This window comes from Nocardia sp. NPDC051990, from assembly GCF_040680755.1.
Lineage (GTDB): Bacteria > Actinomycetota > Actinomycetes > Mycobacteriales > Mycobacteriaceae > Nocardia.
Window position 1 is genome coordinate 617461 of the sequence record NZ_JBFAXH010000002.1, and the last position, 25187, is coordinate 642647.

A 25187-nucleotide genomic window follows, 5' to 3' on the forward strand; every position below is an offset into this window, starting at 1 on the left:
GGGTTGGCGATCGCGGATCCGTCGTGCGTGAAGTTCTACACCGACCGGGAGAAGACCAGGTTCGAGCACGCGTGGGAGATCCAGCGCAGCCAGGGGCTGGTCTCCTACGCGCAGGTCGAGGCCGAGCTGCTGGCGTGGATCGCTGATCAGGCGTGGATGACCGGCGACGGCCCGAAGTCCCTGCTCGTGGGCGCGGTGGACTGGTTGCGCAAACGCAACGCTCTGCTACACGGATTGACCGGCAAGACCGTGCATCTGCGGCGGATGCGCTCCCAGCGGGAGCGGCTATTGGCGTTGCTGTGCGCGACGGTGTTCACCTTGCGCGCCAAGGCCATCGATGACGTGCTGGAGTTGTTCGATCTGCTGATGGTCACCGATCTGATGGCCAAGGCCGAACGTCAGTCCAGGGACGAGAAGCTCAAGCGCTACCCGCGGGTGAGCCGCAACGCCGGCAAGCTGGCCCAGGCGGTGCGGGTGCTGCTGGAGATGAGCGAGACCGAGCCGGGGTTGTCGCTGGAGCTGGTGTGGGATCTGATCGAGAACACCGTGTCCAAGGCGGAACTGCGGGCCGCGCTCGCATCGACCGATGAGCTGGTGCCGCAGGCGGATCCGGAGTGCGACTCGCAGCGGTTCGAGGAGCCGGCCAACCGGTACGCCACGGTGCGGGCGTTCCTGCCCGCGATGATGCGCAACATCCACTTCGGCGCCACCGCCGACGCCGCGCCGGTGCTGAAAGCCGTTGCCGCGCTGGCGGATCTGATCGCTCCGCAACGCACTGCTCGCGGCGGGTGCCGTCCGGTCGATCCACGCCCGCCCGAACCGAAAATATTTCGGACCGAAACGGGGTTCTACCTGGCTGAACATGCTCAACGACCAGGCCGCCGGGCTGAACGCGATGGTCGTGTCGGGCATTCCGCGCGACTCGCTCAACGCCATCGACGTGATCCTGCGCCAACCCGAGGGCAGCAAAGTGCCCGACGACATCATTTCTGACGCCGGATCGTATTCGGACATCGTGTTCGGTCTGCTGCATTTGCTGGGCCGCAAGTACCGGCCGCAGCTGAAGCACCTGCCTGATCAGCGGTTGTGGCGCGTCGACCCGGCCGCTGACTACGGGCCCTTGGACAAGGCCGCCCGAGGGCGGATCGATATCGAGAAAGTGTGCTCCCACTGGGAGGATATGTGCCGGGTGGCGGTGTCGATGAACCGTGGTGAGGTCTCCGCGCACGAGGTCACGCGCATGGTCTCCCGCGACGGAAACCCCACCCACCTCGGCCAGGCCATCGCCCACTACGGCCGGATTTTAAGACCCTGCACATCCTGCGCCTGGCCGACGACGAACCCTACCGGCGGGAAGCCAAGGCGCAGGCCAATCTCCAGGAAGGCCGCCACGATCTGGGCATGACGCCACCCGAGCGTGGGAGGGCAGCAAATGCAGCACGTCGACCGACCAGGGCATCACAGTCAGCACGCTGCGCCGCTTCGGGCCGCTGCCGTGGCTGCCCTTGCCGAAACGGACATAGCAGACGCCGAAGTCTCCGAACTCTGCTGCTTTGGGGTTGCGGCCGAAATCGTGCGCCTCCAGCCGCACCAGCTCACGCCGGCGGAGCCCAAAAGCGTAGGCGGTCTTCAGCATTGCGGCGTCGCGGAACGCCGCGACCGCACCCTTGCGGCCATGACGGCGGATCTCTTCCACCATCGCGTCGGACGCGTCGAACAGCTGCTGCAACTCGGGCCGCGTCAACGCCCGCCGTTGCGGGCGCCCCTCAACGTCCAGGACGTGCTTGGCGCTGTTCCAGTCGTGGCTGATCTGAACCGGATGAGTCCCAAATCGCCTCTCGCACTCGATATCCCAGCCGTAGAGCGGTTCGCAGACGTAGGCGAGGAACGCGCGAATCGCAAGTTGGTAGGACCGCACGGTCGACAGCCCGCGCACCGCACGAATAAATGGCACCACCGCCACCGGATTCTCCGAAAACTCGACAACGGCACCCTGCGCGCAGGGTCCTGGAACACCGCCCGCCAATAAGCGAGGGTCGCAATGGATTTCCTCAATTGGTTGAGATCACGGGGAACGACCCTGGGCGAATGCACACAGCACGACATCGACGACTGGTTCGCCGACGGCCCGAAAACTCGCCTGACGGCCCGAATCTTCATGACCTTCGCCATCCGGCGGCGGCTCTGCCCGAAGCTGCGCATCCCCAACCCGCCCAGAGTTGCGCCTGAGGCACAGCCCCAGGGCGAACGAATTGCGCTGGTCCGCCGTCTGTTCACCGACGACTCGCTGGCGCCCATCGATCGTGTCGCGGGCTTGTTGGTTCTGCTCTACGCTCAGCCGGCCACTCGCATCACCCAGATCAAGGTCGATGACGTGACCACGCGCAATGATCAAGTGCTCCTGCGGATCGCTGAGGAAGATTTGCTGATGCCAGAGCCGTTGGACCGCCCGATAACCGACCTGATTATCCAGCGTCGCAACATGGGAACCGCCGCCAACCTCACCTCGCCCTGGCTGTTCCCTGGGCAGCGGCCGAAGCGGCCGATCACGACGAGCCGACTCCGAGTTCGGCTTCGCAGCTTGGGGATCACCGGCACCAGCCGGGTCGCAGCCTTCAATGAGCTCTTGCGCGAAATCCCTGCGCCAGTCCTCGCTGACCTAGTCGGCTGTCACCCGCGATTCGCCGCGGAACGTGCTTCCGCTCTCGCGACCGACTGGGCCAACTACGCCGCCATTCGGGCACGCCCGTCACCCGCGCATATGTGAGATCCGGGGGCATACGAGCGCGCCGAATACAGGGGGTGGCACCGGTGCCCCGGTGGCGCTGCAGGACGCGCGGTATGCGGCAATACAGTGCATTGCAGCGGAGCATTGTGGCGCAGGGGCACCAATGCCGCTTTCTCTGAGCGGAAGGGTCGCGTCTGCGTCAGGGCCTCTCGGCAGTCTTGGCTGGGTAGCGGAGCCGAGCCTGATCATTCGTGTCGTCACCGCGGTGGAGTTGAAGGACTTTCTGTTCATGGCTGCTTGTGAAGTCCGGGTCTACATAGATGTGGACCGCGCTGATGAGCGTGCCGCGGAATGTGAAAACGTTGCAGAAACGGCCGGTCGAGACTCGCTGGTCTGGCCAACGGCGCCCATCAGCGGTGGTACCCCATTCACGGCCTTCTACGATGATCCTCTCTCCGGCCACCATGATGTCCAGACCGTCAATGTCGTGTTCGAGGGTCGATAGGTCTGCCCAGAGTCGCTGCGCGAACTCGGCCATGTCCTGCTTACCGTGTCCGACACCGAATTTCGGAAAATACAGTTCCACATCATCGGTGTAGAGATCGAGGAGCGCAGGATCACTCGCATCGATGAGCTCGAAGGCGCGACGGACGATCGCGATTCGCTGGTCGGTGAGGCCGGTGGGGGTGGTCGAGGTCATGGAAGAACTCCTATGCGAGTGCGAAACCGGGCATCGTCCGGTCGTTTGGTTCGTGGATTGCGTGTTCTGAGCGTGATGCGTTGCAGAAGAGATCAGTTCAACAAACATCTTTCTGTATTCAGGAGTCCAGAACGATGGCGTGCGAGGTCCGAGGGACCACGGTCTAGAGACCGCGGGTTACGTGACGAGGGGTTGCAGCCCTAGGGCAAAGACTCGCTGCAGTTGGTCAGGGCCGGCGCCTGCCTGGGCACTGATTCGAAGCCCGGAGATCACAGTGACCACAAGAAGAGCGCCGTCGTCGGCGTTGACATCGCGACGTAAGCTGCCATCAGCCTGGCCGGATCGGATCGCGTATGCCAGCAGTGACAGTCGCCGCTCTAGCGAGGCTTCCAGAGCTCGTGCTATCCGCTCGTCGCGTTCGCGAAGCCCTGGGGCCATATAGGTACCGACGACCATGCAACCGGCTGCATGTCCCTGCCGGGCAGCCTCACGCTCCTCGGTCAACACCAGCTCAGCCAGCACCTCCAGCCGTTCCCGCCCGTCGAGGCTCTCGTCGGAGAGGATTGCTTCTTGCGCCTGGTCTACGACGGACAGGTATCGCTGCAGGGCCTGGACAAACAGCTCCTCTTTCGATGTGAACGTGTTGTACAAGCTGCTCCGTCGCACTCCGGCGACCTCACACAGCCGTTCGGTCGAGCTATCACTGAACCCGAACATTCGAAACTGGCCCGCTGCCGCATCAAGGACTGCGGACTCGTCGAATTCCCGCGGTCTGCCCACAGGCATGACCCTACCATCATTATGTATTCTAGGGTACAGAACAGTGCTGCGCGCACAATCGCAGCACAGCGAACCTTGACGCCCGACGACCTTGGTGATGTCTAGTCCGTCCCGGCGTCGGCACGACCTGTTATGGGCAACCATGGAGCCGTCATGGCAGCGCCAGCCACACCGACCCAAGCAGCGCCCCGGGTCCCGATCCCGATCCTGTCATCGGCATTACAGGATGCGCACGAGTGGTGGCAGCCGGACTCAAGCGAGGTCAGCATCGCGGACGGCCGATAGTCGGTGGATCCGAGGGCGGTGAGTTCGGCGTCGGTGTCGCCCTCCATGGTGCCGGAGACGCGCCCTCCCAACGGACCCACCTACCGATGGCTTCACGGAAGAATACGAGCACCTCGAATATGGGATGGCACCGGTCGTAGAGGCTTAGCGCCAGTTTCCGCAAGAGTGGGCAGGCACCGGGAAACTGCGAGTCGTCACGTGAATGTCAGTGGCCGAACTGCGGATTCGTCACTCGATGTCAGTAGGTCTCGTCGTCCTTCGGCCGCGCGCCGTCGTTGAATCCTGCTCGCCTATTCCGGAGTGAACCGGGTGTCGGGATCCGGGTGGCGGTGGTGGCAGTGCCCTGCCTGGGGGGAGACTGAAGGTGGTAGCGGTTGTCGGCTGGTGAAGGAACTAGATCGTCGACATCGGGTGCTACGAATCCGTCGTGAGGTGCCCGCCCGGCACCCGCACTTCGGGGCGTGATCGTCTTCTGGGAGTTCACGTCAACCTTTGCGGGTGTATGCGTTTCTGGCCCGCAGCGGTTTCGCGGGGGTGACCACATCGGGACTCGCTTCGGATGAGGAGCTGAGGGTATGCGCATCGTGGTTGATCTGAATCGGTGTCAGGGGTATGCGCAGTGCGTTCCGCTGGCGCCGGATGTGCTCGAACTGCGGGGTGAGGAGGCGCTGGCCTATGATCCCAACCCTGATGACGCGCAGCGCCAGCGGGTGTTGCGGGCGGCGGCGGCGTGCCCGGTCCAGGCGATCCTGGTGGAGACCTTCACCCCTGATGGGCCGGAGCCTGTGGCATGAGCACCGCGTCGCTGACTGCGGACCTGGTCAGAATGTTTCGGGCCGAGGGGCGGATCGTGATCGTGGGGGCGTCGCTGGCCGGGCTTCGCGCCGCGGAGGCTTTGCGGGAGAAGGGCTTCCGCGGGCGGTTGACTCTTATCGGTGACGAGCCGCACGAACCGTACGACCGGCCGCCGTTGTCCAAGCAGGTCCTCATGGGATGGGTTCGCGCCGATCACACCAAGCTTCCCCGCATGCGGGGCATCGACGCGGCCTGGCGGCTGGGTGTGGCCGCTACCGGCTTGGACCGGGCGAACCGGCGGGTCTTGCTGGCCACCGGGGACACGGTGCCCTACGACCGGCTGCTCATCGCCACTGGCGTTCGGGCCCGCCCATGGTTCAACCCGGCCGAGGGCGCCCTGCAGGGGGTGTTCACGCTGCGCACCTGCGATGACGCGGCCCGGCTGCAGGCAGCGCTGCAGGCGGGCCCGAAACGGGTTCTCGTCGTCGGCGCGGGGTTCGTCGGCTCGGAGATGACTTCGGTGTGCTGCGAGCTGGGGTTGCCGGTGACCGTCGCCGAGCGCGGAGGCGGGCCGCTGGTCGGGCCGCTGGGCGGGGTGATCGGCGATATCGCCGCGCGAATGCAGCTCAGCGCCGGGGTCGACCTGCGCACCGGTGTGTCGGTGGAAGCCCTCGACGGCGACACCAACGGGCGGGTGCGCCGGGCCCGGCTCTCGGACGGGACCACGCTCGATGTCGATGTGGTGGTGGCGTCGTTGGGGTCGATCCGCAACGTCGAGTGGCTGGCAGGTGCCGGGCTGGCCGCCGGTTTCTGGGGAATCGGCTGCGATGCGGGCTGTCGCGCGTTCGACATCAACGCGGTGGTCACCGACAACATCTTCGTGGCCGGGGACATCGCACGCCAGCCACACGTGCTGTATGAGTATCAGTTCATCTCGATGGAGCATTGGGACAACGCCGTGTGCGGGGCACAGGTCGCCGCGAACAACATGATCAGCCTCGAGACCGACCGGCGACCACATCTGCCCCTACCGTCGTTCTGGTCGGCCCAATTCGGGGTGAACATCAAGGGTGTCGGGGTGTGCTCGTTCGGCGATGAGATCGTGTTCACCCAGGGGTCCCCCGAGGACTATCGCTTCGCCGCGGCCTACGGGCGCCGCGGCCGCATCGTCGGTGCGGTGACGTTCAATCACGGCAAGTGGCTGCCGTACTACGCGGCGATGATCGAGCGTTCGGCGCCGTTCCCGCCGCCACCGCCGGGCTATGACCAGGCCGCCGACCCGGCACCGATGCCGGCCCGCTTCCCCGATCCGCGAGTGCCGACCGCGATTCCCGATGTGGTGCTGACCGGTCACGATCCCACCTCCCGGGGCGCGGAGTTCCACTGAAGAAGGGAGGGAGCATGACCGCAGCGACCGCCTGGGCGGAGGCGATGAAATACGAACACCGCGCCGACCCGTACCCGTTCTTCGACCAACTGCGCCAGACCCCGGTCGTGCGGGCGGCCGAGGACCTGTACGTCGTGACCGGCTACCAGGAACTGCTGACGCTGGCCCACGACCCCCGGATCAGCTCCGACATCAGCCGTAGCCCGCTGAGCACTGCCCTGACAGCAGGCGCCGACTCGGAGCCCGGCGCTGCGGACATGCAGGCCTACGGTCGCGCGCCGAGCATCATCACCTCCGATCCCCCCGATCACGATCGGGCGCGCCGGCAGGTGATGCGCCACTTCGGGCCACCGCATTCACCCGATCTCATCCCCAGCATGGAGCCGGGCATCGTTCGGTTGTGCAACCAGCTGCTCGACCACATCAAGTCCAGCGGCAAGACACGCCTGGATGTGGTCGACGATTACGCCTACCCGGTGCCGGTGACGGTGATTTGCACGATCCTCGGGGTCCCGCTCGCAGACGAGCCCACGTTCCATGCCCGGATCTACGACATGTTGACCGGGACGGATCTGGGCCCGGACGCGGCCACCGAGCAGGGCAAAGCCCGCGCCGAGAAGGCCCGCACAAGCAGCGACGCGCTCATGCGATATCTGGCCGACTTGATCGAACAGCTCCAACGTGAGCCCGGACCGGGATTGCTGTCGAAATTGATCCACGACGACGGCCCCGATGGTCCGATGCCGGCCGAGCAGGTGTTGTCCAACGCGAGGCTGCTGCTGGTCGCCGGTCACGACTCGACGGTCAACACCATCTCCAACTGTGTGATGACGCTGCTGCGCAACCCTGGATCCTACGAGCAACTGCGCAGCAGACCGGAGCTGATTCCACGCGCGATCGAAGAGGTCCAACGGCTGCAGGCGGCGGTGCAGTTCTTCCCCAGTCGCAGCGCCACTACCGATATCGACATCGCCGGCACCATCATCCCCAAAGGGGCCGCGATATATCTGGTCTACGCCGCCGCCAACCGCGACCCGAACCGCTTCGCCAACCCCAACCGCTTTGACATCCAACGCCCCGACAACGAGCACTTCGGCTGGGGCAGCGGCATCCACACCTGCCTCGGCGGCCCACTCGCACGACTGGAAGTCAACCTGGCGCTGGAAACCTTCCTACGCCGCGTCACCGAACCTCGCCTGGTCATCGACCCGCCACCCTATCGGCGAAGCCAAATCTTCCGCGGCCCACGACACCTGCTCATCGACTTCGACCACATCACCGACTGACCAGAACACAACATCCAAGCAACGCCACTCGTCGAACGAGCCTATCAAGATCAACCCTACCGACGATCGCCGTACCTTTGACCCACCAGCCGGGCCGCAGTTCAAGGCGACACCGAGGTCGGCATCGACATCACCGCCCACACCCCGAAAATCCTGACCGCCGATACCGTCGAGACGTCGACAGTATGTGGTCACCATGCGCTGCGACGACACCTGCCCCTACTTCCCCCGGCATCTCGAGGTGAAACACGGCCGGGTCGCATCCCGCTGCCGCCCGCATTCGCGGTGAAGGCCCGCACCGACGACACCGAGGGCAGATTCTCGTTGCTCGAAGTCACGGTGGCGCGGGACATTCCCCGGCACACCCACCATGTCGCAGACGAGTGCATATACGTCCTGGACGGCGAACTCGGTGTCGATTTCGACGACCGCTCACTCACAGCAGCGAAGGGCACGTTCGTCCTGTTGCCATACGGCATTCCGCACGCCCTGCGGTGCGCGTCGAATCCACCGCCGCGCGTGGTGCCGATCTCCTCGCCCGGCGGTTGGGAATGCTACTTGGAGGACCTGTTCGAAGCCGGTTCATCCATGTTCACCGACGGCGCTCTGGACCCGGTCAAGATCAACCCCATCGCCGCCGAGCGCGCCATACATTACGAGGAGACTGCAAAGCTTGGCAGTGAGAGGTGACCTCCCCAGATGACACAACTGATCGACAACCCGCTCGATCAGCAGCGCCGCGATCGGCGCGAACGGCAGCATCTCGGTCAGCTCTGCCTTCAACGCCTTCGCCTCGTCGGGGACGTCTTCGGCGGTCATCCGAAACACCATCCGCCAACGATCACTGCGGCTCCGGCCGCGATGCCGATGACCTTGTGCCGATACGCGGCCCGCCACATGAGGATTTGACCGGCCATGCGCACTCCCTGGGCCGCAGGTGGCATATGCGCGAGCACATATCGCCCGCGGCGGGTTTCACGCAGGTCCGACAGGTCGCGCCGGATCAGCACGGCGGAGGCCACGCCGGCGGGTATGTGGGCCGCCAGCAGCGCGAGCCCGACGCGGCGTTGCCACATCAGGACGGTGGACACTATCCCCGCGGTGATGTCGGTGGCGAGCTTTCCCGCGTGGACCTGGTGCAGTAAATAGTTGTCGCGATCCATGACACCATCCTTTCGATACGACTGTGGCGGCGAGGGGTGATCACCTCGCCGCCACAATCTGTTTCGCGGATCTACGCACTGCTGATGGACTGCACGACCTTCACCACGACCAGGATGACCGCCAAGGCCAGGTAGCTGCGCAGGGCGATCATGCCGGCCATGCGCAGCGGCGAGAAGGCCGGGCGCTCCAGGGTATCCAGCGCCGGGGTTCGCCAGCTGTCCCGGTCCTGATCCAGGATCGCCTTGCGCTCGGCCCGGGTCAGCGCGGTCGAATCGAGCTCTTCGACCTGATCCGGGTCCAAGCCGCCGAGGTCGGCCGCGATCTGCTCGGTCTCCTTGCGTTCGGTGCGGCGGCGGGCGAACGCGATCGCCAGTCCACCGAGCAGGCCCACGAAGGCGCCGAATCCGAAGAAGATCTCCAGCTGACCGGTCGTCAGGTTGGGGAAGAAGGTGGCGGCCGTCAGCGACAGCGACAGCAGCACCAGCGTCCAGACGATGACACCGGCGATGATGTTCTGCCGCATGGTGTTCACCCACGGCCCGAGCACCGCCTTGTCGTTGCACAGCAGCACCAGGAACACCGTCGCCGAGGGCAGCAGCACACCGGCCAGCGCTTGCACACCCTGAGTGATCAGGCCCAGGACATGGTCGGGGCTGAAAGCGACCGCGGCCGCGACGCCCAGCAGCGCGGCGTAGCCGAGGTAGAACGCTGGAGCCTCGGAGAGCTTCCAGTGCAGCGAGTGCCGCCTGCGGAAGGTGTCGCCGAGCGCGTAGGTGGTGGCAAGGCCGACCGCATTCGCCCCGACCAGGGAGGTGTCCAGCAGCAGGATCGCGAACAACGCGCCCGCGGTCTTGCCCACGTGATCATGCAGGCCGTCGGCGATCGCGCCCGCATCGGTGAACCCCCCGGCCAGCTCAGGGGCCAGACCGAACGCCGCGGCTGCCATGATGCAGATCGCGCCGACCATGACCACGACGATGCCGATGCGAAGATCCATGCGCTCGTAGCGGATCCAACGCGGGGTGATGCGCTTGTCCACAATGTTGGACTGCTGGAAGAACAACTGCCACGGCGCGACCGTGGTGCCGACCATGGCCACCATGAGCAGTAACAGGTCGACATTCAGGCCACCGGGCAGCGACGGGATCACGCCCTCGGCCGACTTCGACACATCCGGACCCACGAGGAACACCAGCGGGAACATGACCACGTTGAGAGCGATCAGCGCGAAAAGGAACCGCTCCCAACGGCGGAACGATCCGCCCGCGACGACCGCGAACAGCAGCACCGCAGCCAGCGGCACCCCGATGCTCTTCGGAAGCCCGAGATAGGTCAAAGCCAGGGATACGCCGATGAATTCGGTGACAATGGTCAGCGCGTTCACGATGAACAGATCACCGACACTGAACGCGCCCCAGAACTTGCCGAACCGATCGAAGATCAACCGCGCGTGACCGACACCGGTGACCGCACCGAGCCGCACTACCATCTCCTGGTTCACATACAGCACCGGAATCAACAGTGCCAGCACCCATACCAGGGCCATTCCGTAGTTCTGCCCGGCCTGGGCGTAGGTGGCCACACCGCCTGCGTCGTTATCGCCGACCATGACGATCAAGCCGGGGCCCATGATCGCCAGCAGCATCCGGAAACGCTGCCAGCGGCTGCGACCCTCGGTGGTGTCGTGCTGGCCGATGCTGCCCAGGGCGCCGACGATATCGCCGACGTGCGCGCTGTCGAGCACCGCCCCATTCGTGACGTTCACGGGCTCGGGCACCGTGCCGGTGCGGCGGCTCCCGCCGCCGGAGAAGAAGGCCATGGCCGTTCTCTCTTTCTATTTACTTGCGATACTGCTGTTTTCGAAATGTGCGATCGATCAACGAAGGTCGATGTGATGCCGGATACTGCGGCCCACAGCCGCTACCAGCGGTAGGAGTGGCCGCCCAGGGACGCGGTGTAGACCGCGGACCGTCCACGGGAAGCCCGCATATTCGCGCGCTCCTGCTCGGTCAGAAACATCCGGGCGCGGATCCGACGGACGGAATCAACCAGCGCCGTGGACAGCGACACGATGTCGGCGTGCACAGAGCCGATGGTGGCCATGAAGTGCTCCTCGTGATGAAAAGCTGACCGCTGCAACGAATCCCGGGCACGCCAAAACACACGGACGATACCCATCGACCTCCTCATCCGACGATCATGAAATCGCCGGTTCAGCCGATGCGCGATCTCCGCGGTGTCACGCAGTTACGGTGTCGCAGCAAGTCGGGAACGAACCAGACTTTCGAACCGGACTCGGATACGGACTGTCGCCGGAACTCATGTCGTCCCTCACCTCCTTGCTGCCAGGACGCACGCGCACGTCGTTGCTCATCGCGTCAGATCATTGGGGTGAGGAGCCTGCACTGAAAATAGGCAGGTACGCACCCCTCTCGTCAGAGCTTCGGCACTGCACGACGTGTCCCACCATCGGGAAGCCACTTCGGATCACCCCTTAATCCGGGGAGATCTGTCCTAACCCTGGGCGTCTCTCGACGTCGTCGGATCAGTGGCCTGTGTTCGTACAGGAGCCTCGCCTAGCGAGGTGCTGACCGAAGCAATGTTGAACCCGCGAGTACGCAAAGTCAAATCCAGACCAGTTGGTTGTTAATTGCCGTCTGACCTGCACGGATGGCATCACGGCACGTGTTCGGCGGGCGAAATCGGGCGTGACCTGGTTTTATGTGCGCACATACGCATGGATATCCGGTATCGCGGTCTGCCCATGCCGCCGGGAGATCGATCGTTGTCTGCCACCCAATCCGCGGGACGGCTGCCCGTGGGCGGACCGGTCCGCTGGGCAACGCCTTGGCGTGCGTGTCTGCACGCAATCATGGTGTTTGAACAGTGACGCGGTAGCCGAGGCGGAGTTCTCTGGCAGGGTGGGCGGCGGCGGTGAGATGGAGCCAGCGGTGCAGACCGGCGCGCGGGTCGGGGACGTAGGCCGCCTGGGTGTGCGTGATGCCGAAGGGCATGTTTGCGGATGCGGCGTCGGCGGTCATCAGATGCATCTCCGACCACAGATATGGTTCGCGAGCGTCCTCGGGCAGGGGGCGAGTGTTCGGGAGGAAGAAGCCGAACTGTTCGGCGGGGGCCGTGACGGTTTGGATGAGCGTGCCGGGAACGAATAGTCGTACGGTTCCGGTGTGCACCACGCAGTTGGGTGTCAGGTGCAGCGGTGGGGCAGATTGCAGCTCGAGCCGGAAAACCATGCGCCGACTCTACGGTGCTGCCATGCGCGCGAAAAGCACTGGAGCGTCAAGAAGTTCGGTTGCTCACAGACCGCACGCCACATCGGTCTGGATGGTTACGTGAATTGTCCGATCTGGGCGAATCTGCCGGGATCGCACCAACGGGCGAACAGCTACTCCGCACGAGCGGTTTCGGTCGGCGTGTCGCTGCCATGCAGCCATAGCATGGGACACCCCATAGCGTTGAGGTGTGCGTCTATTGCACGCGGCTGGTGTGGAAATCCAGTACCGCGGCCAAGGTGTCCCCGGGCGCTTCGAGTTGGGGGTAATGGCCGACCTTCGGCAACTCGACCACATCTGGATCCGGAATCAGCTCGCGATAGCGGCGCGCCATGTGCGCACCCGATACCGGGTCGAGTAGCCCGACGATCAGCCGGACCGGAACCGTCGTGTCGACCAGCGCGCCCACCCAGCGCCGCCGGTTCGCCCTGCGCTCACTCATATAGCGAATCAGCTTGTGCCCGTTGCTCTTCCCGTGCTTACTGCACCACAGGATCCAGAACTGATCGAGCTCTTGGGTACTCGGGCGGGTATCGGGACCGAAGACCCCGGCGAGACTGCGGCGGAAGACTCGCTCGGTGCCCAACACCCCGACCAGCGGTCCCAGTGGACTCGCCAGCAACTTCTGCGCCGGGCGCGCACGGTGGGTCTCCGGAAACAGTCCGCCGTTGAGCAGGCACACCGATTCGATCGTCAGCGAACTGTCGCCGTCGGCTCGGCGCTGCGCGTCGCGGGCCAGCAACTCCTGGGTGACGGTATCGCCGTAATCGTGGGCCAGGATATGCGCGCGGGAGATCCCCTGCTCACGCAGCAGGTTCTCGTGGATATCGGCCTGATCGGCGATCCGGTAATCGTACTTGCGGGGTTTGGCCGACCATCCGAAGCCGATCATATCCGGGGCGATGACCCGCGCGAACCGCTCGCGCAGCCCCGGCCATATCGCGTGCCAGTCCCACGACGCGGTGGGAAAACCGTGGATACAGAGCAGATTTCCGGCACCGTCACCGGTACTGTCCTGCCAGAAGATCTGATGGCCGCGGTGGGTGTGCCGCCGACCGTTCGCCCGCCAGGACGCAAACTCTTCCATGTCTACCTCCTTCGTGCCGACAACTATTGCGCGCGCACGCTACCGCCACAGGCGTTCCGAGGAACCGACCGCACTGTCCGTGTCACGTACCGCATGGTCTTTTTCGAGCCGAGTGTTTGCTCTGCGAGAATGCCACAGTGCATGTCGCGATCGGCCTGGTTGTTCTAGTCGCGTCGGCGGCGTCGCTCGCGGCGCTCGCGCGACGGTTCGGGATATCCGAACCGCTGGTTTTGACGCTGGCGGGGGTGGTCGCGTCATATTTGCCGCATGTTCCGGAGGTCCACCCGGATCCTGAGGTCATTCTGCTGGGTTTCCTGCCGCCGCTGCTCTATACCTCGGCGATCCGCACCTCCCTGGTCGACTTCCGGGCCAATGTGCGCACCATCGCGCTGCTGTCGGTGGGCTTGGTGCTGTTCAGCACGTTCGCGGTCGCGGCGGTGGTGTGGTGGCTGCTGCCGGTACCCTTCGCGGTGGCGGTGGCGCTGGGCGCGGTGGTCGCGCCGACGGATGCGGTGGCCGCCACTGGGATCGCGCGGCGCATCGGCATGCCGCGCCGGATAGTCACCATCCTCGAAGACGAGTCGATGTTCAACGACGCCACCGCACTGGTGACGATGCGTACCGCCATCGCAGCGGCCGCGGGCACGGTGTCGGTATGGAAAGCCGGTGGCGACTTCCTGCTCGCGGCGGGCGGCGGTGCGGCGGTGGGCATCGTGGTCGCCTATCTGCTGGCGATGCTGCGCCGACGCATCACCGATCCGGTGCTGGACACCACGCTGTCGTTCCTGGCGCCGTTCGTGGCCTATCTGCCGGCCGAGGGAATCGAAGCCTCCGGCGTGATCGCGGTGGTGACCTGCGGCATGGTGCTGGGCCACGGTGCGCCGGTGTGGCAGAGCGCCGCCTCCCGGATCGCCGAACGCACCAATTGGCGCACCATCCAATTCATTCTCGAAAGCGTCGTCTTCCTGATAATCGGGCTGCAGATGCGCGCGATCGTCGAGGGCGCGTGGGACAGCGGCCTCGACCATGGCACCCTGATCGTGGCGGCGGTGGCGGTCATGCTGGCGGCGATGCTGTCGCGGCCGTTGTGGGTGTTCCCGGTGGCGGCGCTTTCGCGCATGCTCGGATTGTCGAATGCCGATGTGCCGGTGAGTCATCCGGTGGTGGTGTCGTGGGCGGGCATGCGCGGGGTGGTCACCCTGGCGGCGGTGCTGCTGCTGCCCGCCGACACCCCGCAGCTGCCGGTGCTCAAACTGCTCGCGCTCGTCGTGGTCGCGGGAACATTACTGCTGCAAGGGACTTCGCTGCCGTGGGTGGTGCGGCGGCTGCATGTGCGCGGCCCGAGCCGCGCGGAAAACGCACTGCAGAAGGCGAATCTGCTGCACCAGGCGACTGCGGCCGGACTGGCCGAACTGGATAGGCACATCACCCCCGATACGCCGCAAAGTGTCATCGAGTCACTGCGCGATCGGGTCACCTGGAAGACCAACGCGGCCTGGGAACGCCTGGGCCGCTCGGAATCGGAACTGGTGACACCGACCGCCGAATACCGTCGACTGCGGCTGGAAATGTTGCGCGCGGAACGGGAAACGGTACTGCGCGTACGGGATTCGGGAGGCGCGGACTACGAAATCCTGCAGTACGTGCTGTCCCGGCTCGATCTCGAGGAATCGATGATCGACCGCTACGACGAAGCCGGAGAGGAGCGCATCGAACCGCTGGCCGCGCCGGCGGCGGCCGACACCTGCACGCATCTGCAGAACGCACCGCTGATGCGCGAGCCCACCGAACCCGACGAGTGCAAGGAATGCATCGCCGAGGGCTACACCTGGGTACATCTGCGCATGTGCCTGACCTGCGGGCATATCGCCTGCTGCGACTCCTCGGTGGGCAATCACGCGACCAAACACTATGGCAGCACCGGACATCCGGTGATGCGCAGCGTGGAACCGGGCGAGACGTGGCGGTGGTGCTATGTCGATGAGCTACTCGGCTGATCGGCGGGCGTGGGAGTAGATCAACCGCGCGTACTGGGCCAGCAGCTGGTCCAGGGAAATGTTCTCCCCGCCGTCGGCGATCTGCTGGTAGCCGATCAGCATCGACATGCCGAGCGCGGTGACCACCGCGGTGGTCTCCTCGTCGCCGACAACGCCTTTGATGGCCTTGTGCACGGTGCGGCGGCGCGATTCGTCGACCCGCTCGAGCGCCAGATTCACCGATTCGTCATTGGCGGCCCAGGCACGGATCGCTGCCTCGGCGGCGTGGTGCAGGCCGGAGGCGAGGTCGGACATCGCGCGGATGTCATTATCGGGATTGCCCTGGTTGAAGTTCAGCGTGCGCAGGATGATGATCTGGCGGTTCTCCCAATGCTCGAGCAGCGCATCCACGAAGCCCTGCCAGCTGCCGAAATGATGGTAGAACGAACCGCTGGTGACGCCGAGCCGACGGCACAGCACGCCGATATTGAGGCCCTTGAAGCCGAGTTCGGCCAGCACCTCCAGAGCGGTGTCGAAGTACTGCTCCTTGGTGACCAGTCGTGACATTCGCAGGCGCCGTTTCTGTTCGGGCGGGCAAGGCGGAGAACCAGACGGTACCTCATCGTATTGCCGCCGCGCTGAAGCGTAACGAGGTCCACGCATTGGTGTCGCCGCATCGCGAAAGTATCCGTGACCAGGAGAAACATGCAGTGGCACAGCGGGAGAGAGTTTGCCGGGGTGGTGCCGAGCTATAACAGAGCAACTGCTCTGTTATAGTCCGGGTATGCCCCGCCCCCGGACCCATGACCCCGACATCGTGCTCGACGCCGCGGAGTCGCTGGCGGTGCGCTCGGGTCCCGCGGCAGTCACCATCCGGGCCGTCGCGGCAGCGACTGGTGTGTCCAACGGCGCGATCTACCACACCTTCGGCTCGCGGGCGGAACTGCTCGGGCGCAGCTGGTTGCGGGCGGCGGGGCGGTTTCTGCGGATGCAGACCGAGTTGGTCGAGGCGCATCTGGCCGTGAACGACGGCGCCCCGTGCTCCTCGGAGGTCATCGCGGCGGTGGTGGCCGCGGCCGAGACGCCGGTGGAGTTCGCACGGCGATACCCGGACTCCTCGAAGCTGCTGCTGACCGTCTCGCGGGGCGAACTACTCGGCGACGAACTGCCCGAACAGGTAGCCGCCGAACTCGCCGGAACCGATGACGCGCTGGTGGGACTGATCATCCGCCTATCCCGTGCCCTGTGGGGCCGCGGTGATGCCGCCGCGGTCGATGTGATCACCACCTGCATCGTCGATCTGCCGACCGGCATCCTGCTGCGCCGCGACCGGATCGCGAAACCCATTGCCCGCGAACATCTTCGTGCTGCCGTGCGTGCGGTGCTCGCGGTCGGACCACCTGATCGACACCGAAGTAAGGAACATCATGAGCACCCTGACCTACCACGAAAAGATCGCAGTCCTGGACCTCGGCGATAACGAAAACCGTTTCACCCCAGACTTCCTCGACGCGGTCAACGCCCACCTCGACACCGCGCTCGCCGAAGGCGCACACGCGCTGGTGACGACCGCGAGCGGCAAGTTCTACTCCAACGGCCTCGATCTGGACTGGCTGCTCGCCAACGGTGAGCGCACCCAGTGGTACATCGGCCGGGTACAGGCCCTGTTCGCGCGCGTGCTCACCCTGCCCATCTCCACCGCCGCCGCACTGCCCGGTCACGCCTTCGGCGCCGGCGCCATGCTCGCACTCGCCCACGACTATCGGGTAATGCGCGCCGACCGCGGCTTCTTCTGTCTGCCCGAGGTCGATATCCGGATCCCGTTCACCCCGGGCATGGCCGCACTGATCCAGTCCAAGCTGACACCCAAAGCCGCCGTGGCCGCGATGACCAGCGGTCGCCGCTTCAGCGGCATCGATGCCTCGGCGCTCGATATCGTCGATGCCACCGCGGGCGAAGCCGCGGTCGCCACCGCCGCCTTGGCGATGCTCGCCCCGCTCGGCGGCAAGGACCCCGGGACACTGGGCGCGATCAAGAACACCATGTTCGGCCCGGTCGTCGCCAAGCTGACCGAATCCGGCTCGTAAACCGGCTCCCGGCAACCCAATTCACGTCCACACACATCCGAACTACGGATTCGCTGGGCGGTCCGGCATTTCATCACGTCGAATCGTCATCTGGTTGAATCAGGCCAGCACAGCGCTACCGGGATCCAGATCGATGGTGTTCATGCCAGCAATGGAGGCCATTGTCCCAGACATGTACAGCCATCGCCGCACGCGAATTCGGGGCTGCCTCGGGTTCACGCCACTGATACTGATCGAGGTCGCGGCGAGAGTTAACTGTTGTTCGGACCCGCGCGCGCGGTGGCAGCGGCCCGTATGCGAACCTTGGGGTGTCGACTCAGGGAAAGGGCTGCTCATGACGCTCGGTATGGTCCTCGGCGACTTCGGTGCTCGCGCTTCGACGCGGGACCGCTAGTCCGTCCTTGCAGCCCCGGCTGACTCAGGCCGTTCGCCCGCTCCTCGTCGAAGTGCTCTCTGTGCCAACGCACGTCCGATCACGAGGAGCACCCCATGTCGACCATTCACTGGACCGAAGCAGATACCGACCACAGCGCGCAGTGGCATTCCGAAAGCGCGGTAGCGGTGCCCGAGCACGTCACCGTCGCCGATGACCGCATGCGCGCCGATATCGCCTACCGCCTGGCCTGCCAGGGGACAGCGCTGTTGTGGCGCGGCGATTTCCACAACGCGCGTCAACTGTTGCGGGCATTGAGCCGCCGCATCGACCGCAAACCGGTACCGAAGGGCGCGGGACCGGCCGAATCCTTTCACCTCTACCGACGGGCGCGCGGGCAGCGGGCCCGGGTGTTGGGCCGACTGATCGTGCAATTGGAGCCGGACCGTTCGCTGGCATTGCGACGCGCGCCCGATGTGCGACAGGCCTGCACCCAGGCGTACGGGTCCGCGCGCGAGCCGATGGTGATCGCGTTGCCCGAATTGCTCGGCGCGATCGGGGCACACCAGTGGCGCGAAAACGGTGTCGTGGTACCGGCTCTCGGCGCACGGATCCACCCGCATTACGGGGTGTTCTCCCCCGTGCGCGGCGAATACGTCGATCTGGTCGCCCAGGCGCCGTTACCGGCCGAGCACCACACGGCATTCGACCTCGGAACCGGAACCGGCGTGCTCGCGGCGGTGCTGGCGCGCCGCGGCGTCGACCACATCGTCGTCACCGATATCAATCCGCGCGCACTCGTGTGCGCCCGCGACAATATCGACCGGCTCGGTCTTACGAACCGCATCGTTATCCAGGGCCCCGACCTGTACCCCGACGGCCGCGCACACCTGATCGTCTGCAACCCGCCCTGGCTGCCGGCCCGTCCGAACTCCGCCATCGACCAAGGTGTCTACGACCCGGACAACGCCATGCTCAGCGCCTTCCTGGACGGCCTCCCCGCTCACCTCGAACCCGGCGGTGAGGCCTGGCTGGTGCTGTCCGATCTGGCCGAACGTTTCGGCTTGCGCACCCGGACAGAACTTCTCACCGCCATCGATTCGGCAGGTCTGCACATCGTCGACCGGATCGATACCAGGCCCCATCACTCCAGACCCCGCGACACCACAGACCCGCTGCACGCAGCCCGAGCTGCGGAAGTGACCTCGCTGTGGCGATTGACCACCCGAACACCGTCCCAGCACTGAGAACTACTCGAGGTGACAAGCTGATCTCGTCGTCGGCGGGTCCGGTCGAAGCATCCACCCCGATGCCTCTGCCGCCGCACTGGCCGCCGACCCGGGCGCTGTGGGCCGATGGTTCACAGATGGTTCACAGTCCGTCGTGCCAACTGGACGCCACCGCGCTTCGTCACAACGGCCATGTCCGACCAGACACCATGGCGAGTACGCCAGACGCGGCGAGAATCTGAAACAGCACCGGCTCACGATCTCATCTGCGCAGAACACCGCTATCGCGCAGAGCAGCCGCGGGATTACAGCGCTACGCCCAGCAGACCGTCTACGGCAGTCGCGATCAATGCCGGGGCCGCGGGGTCCTGGCCGCCGTAGTTCAGGGTCTGGTTGGCCCAGTTATCCACGGCGGCGAGGGCTTTCGGGGTGTCGAGGTCATCGGCGAGGTGTTGGCGGAGGCGGGCGACAGTGTCTTCGGCGGCGGGGCCGCGGGCGCAGGCTGCGGCTCGGCGCCACAGGTCCAGGCGGGCAGTGGCGTCGGCGAGGACGGTGTCGGTCCACATGCGGTCTTGACGGTAGTGCCCGGCGAGCAGACCGAGGCGGATGGCGGCGGGGTCGACGCCCGCGGCACGCAGCTTGGAGACGAGCACCAAATTGCCGCGCGATTTGGACATCTTCTCGCCGTCCAGGCCGATGAGACCGGCGTGCACATAGTGGCGGGCGAAGCGGCGGCCCGCGATCAAAGCCTCCGCGTGTGCGGCGGAGTACTCGTGATGTGGATAGATCAGGTCGCTGCCGCCACCCTGGATATCGAATTCGGGGCCGATGCGGTTGAGCGCGATCGCCGCACACTCGATATGCCAGCCGGGTCGGCCCGCACCGAATGGCGCCGGCCAGAACGGCTCATCGGGCCGCGCGGCGCGCCACAGCAGCGCGTCGATGGTGTCGCGCTTACCGGGGCGGTCCGGATCGCCGCCGCGCTCGGCGAACAGGCGCTCCATGGTTGCGCGGTCGTAGCCGGACTCGTAGCCGAACTGTTCGGTGGCATCGGCGCGGAAGTAGATGTCCGGATACTCGGCATCGTCGACCGTGTACGCCGCGCCGGAGGCCAGCAGCTTCTCAACGAATTCGACGACCTCGTCGACGGACTCAACGGCGCCGACGTAGTCGCGCGGCGGCACGATGCGCAGAGCGGACATGTCCTCGCGAAACAGATTGATCTCGCGGGTGCCCAGCTCGCGCCAGTCCACGCCGTCGCGGTCGGCGCGCTCGAACAGTGGGTCGTCGACATCGGTGACGTTCTGCACGTAGTGCACCTCATGGCCCGCATCGCGCCACAGCCGGTTGACCAGGTCGAAGGTCAGGTAAGTGGCGGCATGCCCGAGATGGGTGGCGTCATACGGGGTGATCCCACAGACGTACATGGTGGCCGTAGGGCCCGGGGTCACCGGGCGAACCTGCCGGTCGGCGGTGTCGTACAACCGCAACGGTGGCCCTGCTCCGGGAATGGTCGGTAGGGCGGTATCGGACCAGGACTGCATGATTCGAGGGTAAAGGTGCGATGGCGGCCAGTGCGCCCCACCCTGCTCTCAGCGGTAGGTTGTCCGGCAACCACTGCCGATCTGACCTGCCCCGATGTCGCCGAAGCCGGATGTCAATGATTGCCGTCTGGCGGATCGAATCGCCGCGAGTGGCGCAGGTCACTATCGCCGAGTCGGTCGTGAGCGCCGAGCGCGCGAATTCGGCAGGGGTCGAGGGGGATCACGCTAGATTGGTCGGGTGACTGTTCTCGGTACCGTGTCGATGCCCCACGTTTCCCCCGAACGCTTGCTCGCGGTGGCGGCCGCGGCCGAGGACAGCGGTCTGGAAGAACTGTGGTTGTGGGAGGACTGTTTCTGGGCCGGTGGGATCGCAACGGCCGCAACGGTGTTGGCGCGAACCGAGCGGGTGCGCGTCGGGATCGGGGTGATGCCGGTGCCGCTGCGGAATGTCGCGCTCACCGCCATGGAGGTGGCGGCCCTGCTGCGGCTGCATCCGGGGCGGGTGATTCCGGGTTTCGGGCACGGTGTGCAGGACTGGATGGGACAGATCGGCGCGCGGGTCGAATCGCCGATGACGCTGCTGCGGGAACAGCTGGGTGCGCTGCGCGGCCTGCTGAACGGTGAAAAGGTCACAGCCGCAGGCCGATACGTGCGCCTCGACAATGTCGCCCTGGATTGGCCGCCCACCACACCCCCACCGATCGCCGCCGCCGCGACCGGCCCGCAGACGCTGCGACTCTCCGGCGAACTCACCGACGCCACCATCCTCACCTCACAAACCACCCTCGACGGCGTCCGCACCGCCCGTACGCGCATCGAGGAAGGCCGAACGAAAGCCGCACGCACCGAACCACATCGGCTCATCGTCAACCTGCTCACGGCCACCGGCCCGGATGCGGCCCAACGCCTCACAGCCGCCCAGCAACGCAACTCCGGCGAGCACCCGCCCGAAGCAGGCGTCGCGGGCGACGCACACACCATCGCCGCCACCGTTCGGCGCTACGCCGAGGCGGGCGCTGACACCGTAGTCCTCGAACCGACCGACGACGATCCGGATCTGATCGAATTCGTCCGCTTCGCCGGAACCGAGGTTCGCCCGCTGGTGAGCTGAGCTCGGTTCGAGCCGCAGGATGCTTCCGGTCGCCAGAGTGCGGCAAGTGTGGCCACTCGACAACCAAGCATCTCGTGCAGTTCGGCGTACGGTGCAACGTGGCACCGTGCGCTGGTCGACTCAACTCAGAACGCGGGCCAGGGAATCGGCCGCGAGGTCCTCGGCGTCGGCATCACCGGATTGTCCAACAACTCCTGCGCACGGTCGGCGAGCGCATCGATCTCGGCATCGGTGATATGCGGTGCGAGATCATCGGCGACCGCGCCCGGCAGCGCCTTGGCGAAGGCGGCGATATCGGCCATCAGCCCGTCGCAGATGGGTTTACCCGCCCACCCCCACAGCACCGTGCGCAATTTGTGCTCAGTGTGCAGGCAGATACCGTGGTCGACGCCGTAGACCTGCCCATCGACACCTTCCAACGCGTGCCCGCCCTTGCGGTCGGCATTGTTGAGCAGCACATCGAGCACCGCCATCCGCTGTAGCCGCGGATCGTCGGCGTGGATCAGCGACACCTCGTTGCCCGCCGGATCCTGGGCGCGCAGCACCTCGCAGAACCCGTCCGGCACCGCGCCCAACGGCACCAGATCGACGAGATCGAGGCGGTTGCCCTGATCGGTGTGGTTGTCCACCGACTCCACCCAGCGCTGCACCATGCCCGGCCCGTACGGGCCATCGCGCAGGATCGTCTCCGGAATCACACCCCAGCCGAGCGCATCCGACACCCGATACGAGGCCACCTCGCGCCCGGCCAGGGTGCCGTCCGGGAAATCCCACAGCGGCCGCTCCCCGCGCACCGGCTTGTAGACCACGCGCACACCGTCGGAACCCTTCGAATCGCAGACGAGGGTGACATTGCTGGCGGTTGTCACCCGCCCGATCACCGTCAATTCCGCGGTGTGCCACCGAGGCTCGGCCACGAACTACTCCTCTAGCTCGGCCGCGCCGAAAATATCCCCGCGCTTGTATCCATTGGTTCGCACACACATATGCCCGCGCGCCGAGAGCGGCTCCCCACACAGCGGGCAGGGCGGCCGACCCGCTGCGATCACCCGGGTGGAGCGCAACGCGAACTCTCGCGCCTGGATCGGGGTCAGGAACACTCGCACCGCATCGGGACCCTCCTCGGTGTCATCGAGCACCACCGATTCGTCGACCTCGGTTTCGGTGATCGCCAGCAGCTCCACCACCACCGCACCCGCGTCGGCGTCCCAACCCAGGCCCATGGTGCCGACCCGGAACTCGGCGTCGATCGGGGTCACCAACGGGTCGCTGTCGGAGATGTCCTCGGCCTGTGGCGGCACCTCGGCGCCGAAGCGGCGCGCGACCTCGTCCAGCAGCAGCCCCATCCGATCGGCGAGCACCTTTACCTGTTGCTTCTCCAGCAACACGCTGACCACCCGTGGTTCCTGCACGGCCTGCAGGTAGAACGCGCGATCGCCCGGCTCACCGACGGTCCCGGCGACAAAACGATCGGGGGTGCGAAATACGTGGATTGCGCGAGACATCTGCACCTCCTGATACGTGGCCCTGATCGACTACCCGCGGCGCTGGACTCCCCAACACGCCACCTACTCGTTTACAAGGAATCTCGAAGCTCCGCATTCCCATTATCCGCACTCGGGGTACCACCCAGTTCGCCACCGGGAACCGGACCGGATTCGGGATCGGTGGAAGTCCCGGTAGCCGAGGCGGGCCGTTGCGGTTTTGCCGAACCGGACAGATCCGCCCCCGTGTCGTTGATCCGAACCACGAACGGCGAGGTCGGGGTGTAGCGCACGATGCTGATCGACGCCGGTTCCACCACGATGCGCTGAAAACCGTCGAGATGCAGGCCGAGCGCGTCGGCGAGCACGGACTTGATCACGTCACCGTGCGTGCACGCCACCCACAACACATCGTGACCGGCCTTTTCGGCGAACCGTCGATCGTGCTCGCGCACCGCGGCCACCGCACGGATCTGCACCTGCGCCAAACCTTCGCCGCTGGGGAAGACCGCGCCGGAGGCGTGCTGCTGCACCACCTTCCACAGCGGTTCGCTGAGCAGATCTGCGATCGCCTTACCGGTCCAGTCGCCATAGTCGACCTCGATCAAGCGATCGTCGGATTCCGGTTCCAGACCGAGTTTTTCCGCGAGCGGGGCGATCGTGCGCTGACAGCGCAGCAGCGGCGAATGCACGATGTGCTCGATCGGCAGTGCGGCGAGCCGTTCGGCGACGGTGCGGGCCTGGGCATTGCCGTGCTCGGTGAGATCGACGCCCGCACTGCGCCCGGCGAGGGTGCGGGCGGTGTTCGAAGTCGAAACACCGTGCCGCAGCAGGATCACCGTCATGGCACCAGCCTAACGATCATGTCGCCGACACCACTCCGCCGGCGAGCAGGCCCATAACGGTCAGCCCGAGCACGATGCGATAGCCGACGAACCAGTCCAGGGAATGATTGCCGACGAACTTCAACAGCCACGCCACCGAGGCGTACCCGACGGCGAACGCCAGAATCGTCGCGACCAGCAGCTGCGGACCGCTGGCATTGAGACCCTCACCCGCCGGTTCGAATGCGTCGGGCAGGCTGAACAGACCCGACGCGGTCACCGCAGGAATGGCCAGCAGGAACGAGAACCGCACTGCCGCTTCGCGCTCCAGCCCGAGGAATAGACCCGCCGTCGCAGTCGCACCGGACCGCGACACACCTGGGATCAACGCCAGACATTGCGCGAAGCCCATGATCAGACCGTCGCGGGTGGTCAATTGCTCGATCGGGCGGATCTTGCGTCCGTAGTATTCACCTGCCGCGATGACCAGCGCAAACGCGACCAGCATGAACGAGACCAGCCACAGATTACGGGCACCGGTGCGGATCAGATCCTTGAACAGGAACCCCAGCACACCGATCGGGACCGTCGCGATGATCACATACCAGCCGATGCGGTAGTCGAGTTCACGTTGCGCCTGCTCGTCCAGCACGCGCTTGCGATCGGCGGTGATGACCGGAAGGCGCATAGTGGGCTGATCGTGCAGCGGCAGCTCCGGCTGGCCACGCGTGGTCAACCGATCGCGCAGCCCGGCGAACCACGCGACGATGATCCGCCAGATGTCCTTGGCGAAGAACACCAGCACCGCCGCCTCGGTGCCCAACTGGGTGACCGCGGTGAACGAGGCGCCCGCGTCATCGCCGAAGAACACCGACGACACGATGCGCAGATGCGCCGAGGAAGAGATCGGCAGAAACTCCGTGAGACCCTGCACCAGACCAAGAACCAAGGCCTGCACCCAGGTCATCGACTCGCCGACCACGAACCCTCCACTTCCGCCCGAAATATGTGTTCCTACTAGGCAATTGGTCCGGCGATCGATCGCATCACTGTGACC

Annotated in this window: 25 protein-coding genes, 1 pseudogene and 1 riboswitch; of the genes and pseudogenes, 12 read left to right on the forward strand and 14 right to left on the reverse strand. The window is 65.6% G+C overall.

The annotated features are described in order from the left end of the window. Positions 1 to 3: 3 nt before the first annotated feature. Positions 4 to 222, forward strand: a pseudogene (locus AB0L63_RS06530) (DUF4158 domain-containing protein); the annotation flags it as partial. Positions 223 to 802: 580 nt separating this feature from the next. Next, positions 803 to 1405, forward strand: a complete 603-nt coding sequence (locus AB0L63_RS06535; RefSeq protein ID WP_364495697.1) for a Tn3 family transposase — start codon at positions 803 to 805, stop codon at positions 1403 to 1405. Here AB0L63_RS06535 and AB0L63_RS06540 read toward each other — a convergent pair. Then, positions 1304 to 1963 carry a hypothetical protein gene (locus tag AB0L63_RS06540; protein ID WP_364495494.1) on the reverse strand — a complete coding sequence of 220 codons (660 nt, stop codon included), beginning with the start codon at positions 1961 to 1963 and terminating at the stop codon, positions 1304 to 1306. The genes AB0L63_RS06535 and AB0L63_RS06540 overlap by 102 nt on opposite strands. Positions 1964 to 2041: 78 nt before the next feature. Here AB0L63_RS06540 and AB0L63_RS06545 point away from each other — a divergent pair, with 78 nt between their 5' ends. Further along, positions 2042 to 2767 (forward strand): hypothetical protein, encoded by a 726-nt coding sequence (locus AB0L63_RS06545; RefSeq protein WP_364495497.1) that lies wholly within the window; start codon positions 2042 to 2044, stop codon positions 2765 to 2767. Positions 2768 to 2927: 160 nt separating this feature from the next. Here AB0L63_RS06545 and AB0L63_RS06550 read toward each other — a convergent pair whose 3' ends face one another. Both AB0L63_RS06550 and AB0L63_RS06555 read right to left on the reverse strand, forming a co-directional pair. Next, positions 2928 to 3428, reverse strand: a complete 501-nt coding sequence (locus AB0L63_RS06550; protein WP_364495499.1) for a nuclear transport factor 2 family protein — start codon at positions 3426 to 3428, stop codon at positions 2928 to 2930. Between the two features lie 177 nt (positions 3429 to 3605). After that, a complete protein-coding gene (locus AB0L63_RS06555) occupies positions 3606 to 4208 on the reverse strand; it encodes a TetR/AcrR family transcriptional regulator (RefSeq protein ID WP_364495501.1) in 603 nt (200 codons plus the stop codon). A gap of 860 nt (positions 4209 to 5068) precedes the next feature. Between AB0L63_RS06555 and AB0L63_RS06560 the strand changes: the two genes are divergently transcribed. From AB0L63_RS06560 to AB0L63_RS06575, 4 genes are all read left to right on the forward strand, one after another. Next, on the forward strand, positions 5069 to 5287 hold the full coding sequence (locus AB0L63_RS06560) for a ferredoxin (RefSeq protein WP_364495504.1): 219 nt from the start codon (positions 5069 to 5071) through the stop codon (positions 5285 to 5287). Continuing rightward, entirely contained in the window at positions 5284 to 6675 is a 1392-nt protein-coding gene (locus AB0L63_RS06565) for an FAD-dependent oxidoreductase (RefSeq protein WP_364495507.1), read from the forward strand. The genes AB0L63_RS06560 and AB0L63_RS06565 overlap by 4 nt, the downstream gene beginning before the upstream one ends. 14 nt (positions 6676 to 6689) lie before the next feature. Further along, positions 6690 to 7961, forward strand: coding sequence for a cytochrome P450 (locus tag AB0L63_RS06570; protein WP_364495510.1), 1272 nt, complete (start codon positions 6690 to 6692; stop codon positions 7959 to 7961). Positions 7962 to 8246: 285 nt separating this feature from the next. Next, positions 8247 to 8651 (forward strand): cupin domain-containing protein, encoded by a 405-nt coding sequence (locus AB0L63_RS06575; RefSeq protein WP_364495513.1) that lies wholly within the window; start codon positions 8247 to 8249, stop codon positions 8649 to 8651. 125 nt (positions 8652 to 8776) lie between these two features. On the opposite strand, the gene AB0L63_RS06580 is transcribed toward AB0L63_RS06575, so the two are convergent. The 5 genes from AB0L63_RS06580 to AB0L63_RS06600 all read right to left on the reverse strand — a co-directional run bounded on the left by AB0L63_RS06580 (position 8777) and on the right by AB0L63_RS06600 (position 13502). Further along, positions 8777 to 9124, reverse strand: coding sequence for a hypothetical protein (locus AB0L63_RS06580; protein ID WP_364495515.1), 348 nt, complete (start codon positions 9122 to 9124; stop codon positions 8777 to 8779). 71 nt (positions 9125 to 9195) lie between these two features. After that, positions 9196 to 10944 carry an NRAMP family divalent metal transporter gene (locus AB0L63_RS06585; protein WP_364495518.1) on the reverse strand — a complete coding sequence of 583 codons (1749 nt, stop codon included), beginning with the start codon at positions 10942 to 10944 and terminating at the stop codon, positions 9196 to 9198. A 101-nt stretch (positions 10945 to 11045) separates the two neighbouring features. Next, the gene (locus tag AB0L63_RS06590) at positions 11046 to 11228 is read right to left on the reverse strand and encodes a hypothetical protein (protein ID WP_364495521.1); all 183 of its coding nucleotides are present in this window, start codon (positions 11226 to 11228) and stop codon (positions 11046 to 11048) included. A gap of 317 nt (positions 11229 to 11545) precedes the next feature. Then, a riboswitch (M-box (ykoK) riboswitch) is annotated at positions 11546 to 11716 on the reverse strand. A gap of 279 nt (positions 11717 to 11995) precedes the next feature. After that, a complete protein-coding gene (locus AB0L63_RS06595) occupies positions 11996 to 12376 on the reverse strand; it encodes a hypothetical protein (RefSeq protein ID WP_364495524.1) in 381 nt (126 codons plus the stop codon). 235 nt (positions 12377 to 12611) lie between these two features. Continuing rightward, complete coding sequence (locus AB0L63_RS06600) at positions 12612 to 13502, reverse strand: alpha/beta hydrolase (RefSeq protein WP_364495526.1); 891 nt, start codon at positions 13500 to 13502, stop codon at positions 12612 to 12614. Positions 13503 to 13639: 137 nt separating this feature from the next. Between AB0L63_RS06600 and AB0L63_RS06605 the strand changes: the two genes are divergently transcribed. Next, positions 13640 to 15499 carry a Na+/H+ antiporter gene (locus tag AB0L63_RS06605; RefSeq protein ID WP_364495529.1) on the forward strand — a complete coding sequence of 620 codons (1860 nt, stop codon included), beginning with the start codon at positions 13640 to 13642 and terminating at the stop codon, positions 15497 to 15499. Here the strand turns inward: AB0L63_RS06605 and AB0L63_RS06610 are convergent. Continuing rightward, positions 15488 to 16045, reverse strand: coding sequence for a TetR/AcrR family transcriptional regulator (locus tag AB0L63_RS06610; RefSeq protein WP_364495531.1), 558 nt, complete (start codon positions 16043 to 16045; stop codon positions 15488 to 15490). The genes AB0L63_RS06605 and AB0L63_RS06610 overlap by 12 nt on opposite strands. Before the next feature lie 217 nt (positions 16046 to 16262). Between AB0L63_RS06610 and AB0L63_RS06615 the strand changes: the two genes are divergently transcribed. The 3 genes from AB0L63_RS06615 (at position 16263) to AB0L63_RS06625 (ending at position 19185) form a co-directional block, all read left to right on the forward strand. Next, a complete protein-coding gene (locus AB0L63_RS06615) occupies positions 16263 to 16958 on the forward strand; it encodes a helix-turn-helix domain-containing protein (RefSeq protein ID WP_364495533.1) in 696 nt (231 codons plus the stop codon). Next, a complete protein-coding gene (locus tag AB0L63_RS06620; protein ID WP_364495700.1) occupies positions 16903 to 17565 on the forward strand; it encodes an enoyl-CoA hydratase-related protein in 663 nt (220 codons plus the stop codon). Before AB0L63_RS06615 ends, AB0L63_RS06620 begins: the two co-directional genes overlap by 56 nt. 489 nt (positions 17566 to 18054) lie before the next feature. Then, a complete protein-coding gene (locus AB0L63_RS06625; protein ID WP_364495536.1) occupies positions 18055 to 19185 on the forward strand; it encodes a class I SAM-dependent methyltransferase in 1131 nt (376 codons plus the stop codon). A gap of 287 nt (positions 19186 to 19472) precedes the next feature. Here the strand turns inward: AB0L63_RS06625 and mshC are convergent, their stop codons facing one another. Continuing rightward, complete coding sequence (gene mshC, locus AB0L63_RS06630; protein ID WP_364495538.1) at positions 19473 to 20711, reverse strand: cysteine--1-D-myo-inosityl 2-amino-2-deoxy-alpha-D-glucopyranoside ligase; 1239 nt, start codon at positions 20709 to 20711, stop codon at positions 19473 to 19475. A 262-nt stretch (positions 20712 to 20973) separates the two neighbouring features. Between mshC and AB0L63_RS06635 the strand changes: the two genes are divergently transcribed. After that, positions 20974 to 21822 (forward strand): LLM class flavin-dependent oxidoreductase, encoded by an 849-nt coding sequence (locus tag AB0L63_RS06635; protein WP_364495702.1) that lies wholly within the window; start codon positions 20974 to 20976, stop codon positions 21820 to 21822. A gap of 125 nt (positions 21823 to 21947) precedes the next feature. On the opposite strand, the gene AB0L63_RS06640 is transcribed toward AB0L63_RS06635, so the two are convergent. The 4 genes from AB0L63_RS06640 to AB0L63_RS06655 form a co-directional block, all read right to left on the reverse strand. Continuing rightward, positions 21948 to 22739, reverse strand: a complete 792-nt coding sequence (locus tag AB0L63_RS06640; RefSeq protein ID WP_364495541.1) for an SCO1664 family protein — start codon at positions 22737 to 22739, stop codon at positions 21948 to 21950. A 3-nt stretch (positions 22740 to 22742) separates the two neighbouring features. Next, positions 22743 to 23327: a DUF3090 domain-containing protein gene (locus tag AB0L63_RS06645; protein ID WP_062993133.1), complete on the reverse strand. Its 585-nt coding sequence runs from the start codon at positions 23325 to 23327 to the stop codon at positions 22743 to 22745. Between the two features lie 71 nt (positions 23328 to 23398). After that, the gene (locus AB0L63_RS06650) at positions 23399 to 24151 is read right to left on the reverse strand and encodes a histidine phosphatase family protein (protein WP_364495543.1); all 753 of its coding nucleotides are present in this window, start codon (positions 24149 to 24151) and stop codon (positions 23399 to 23401) included. Between the two features lie 16 nt (positions 24152 to 24167). Next, positions 24168 to 25097, reverse strand: coding sequence for an undecaprenyl-diphosphate phosphatase (locus AB0L63_RS06655; protein ID WP_364495705.1), 930 nt, complete (start codon positions 25095 to 25097; stop codon positions 24168 to 24170). Positions 25098 to 25187 lie beyond the last annotated feature (90 nt).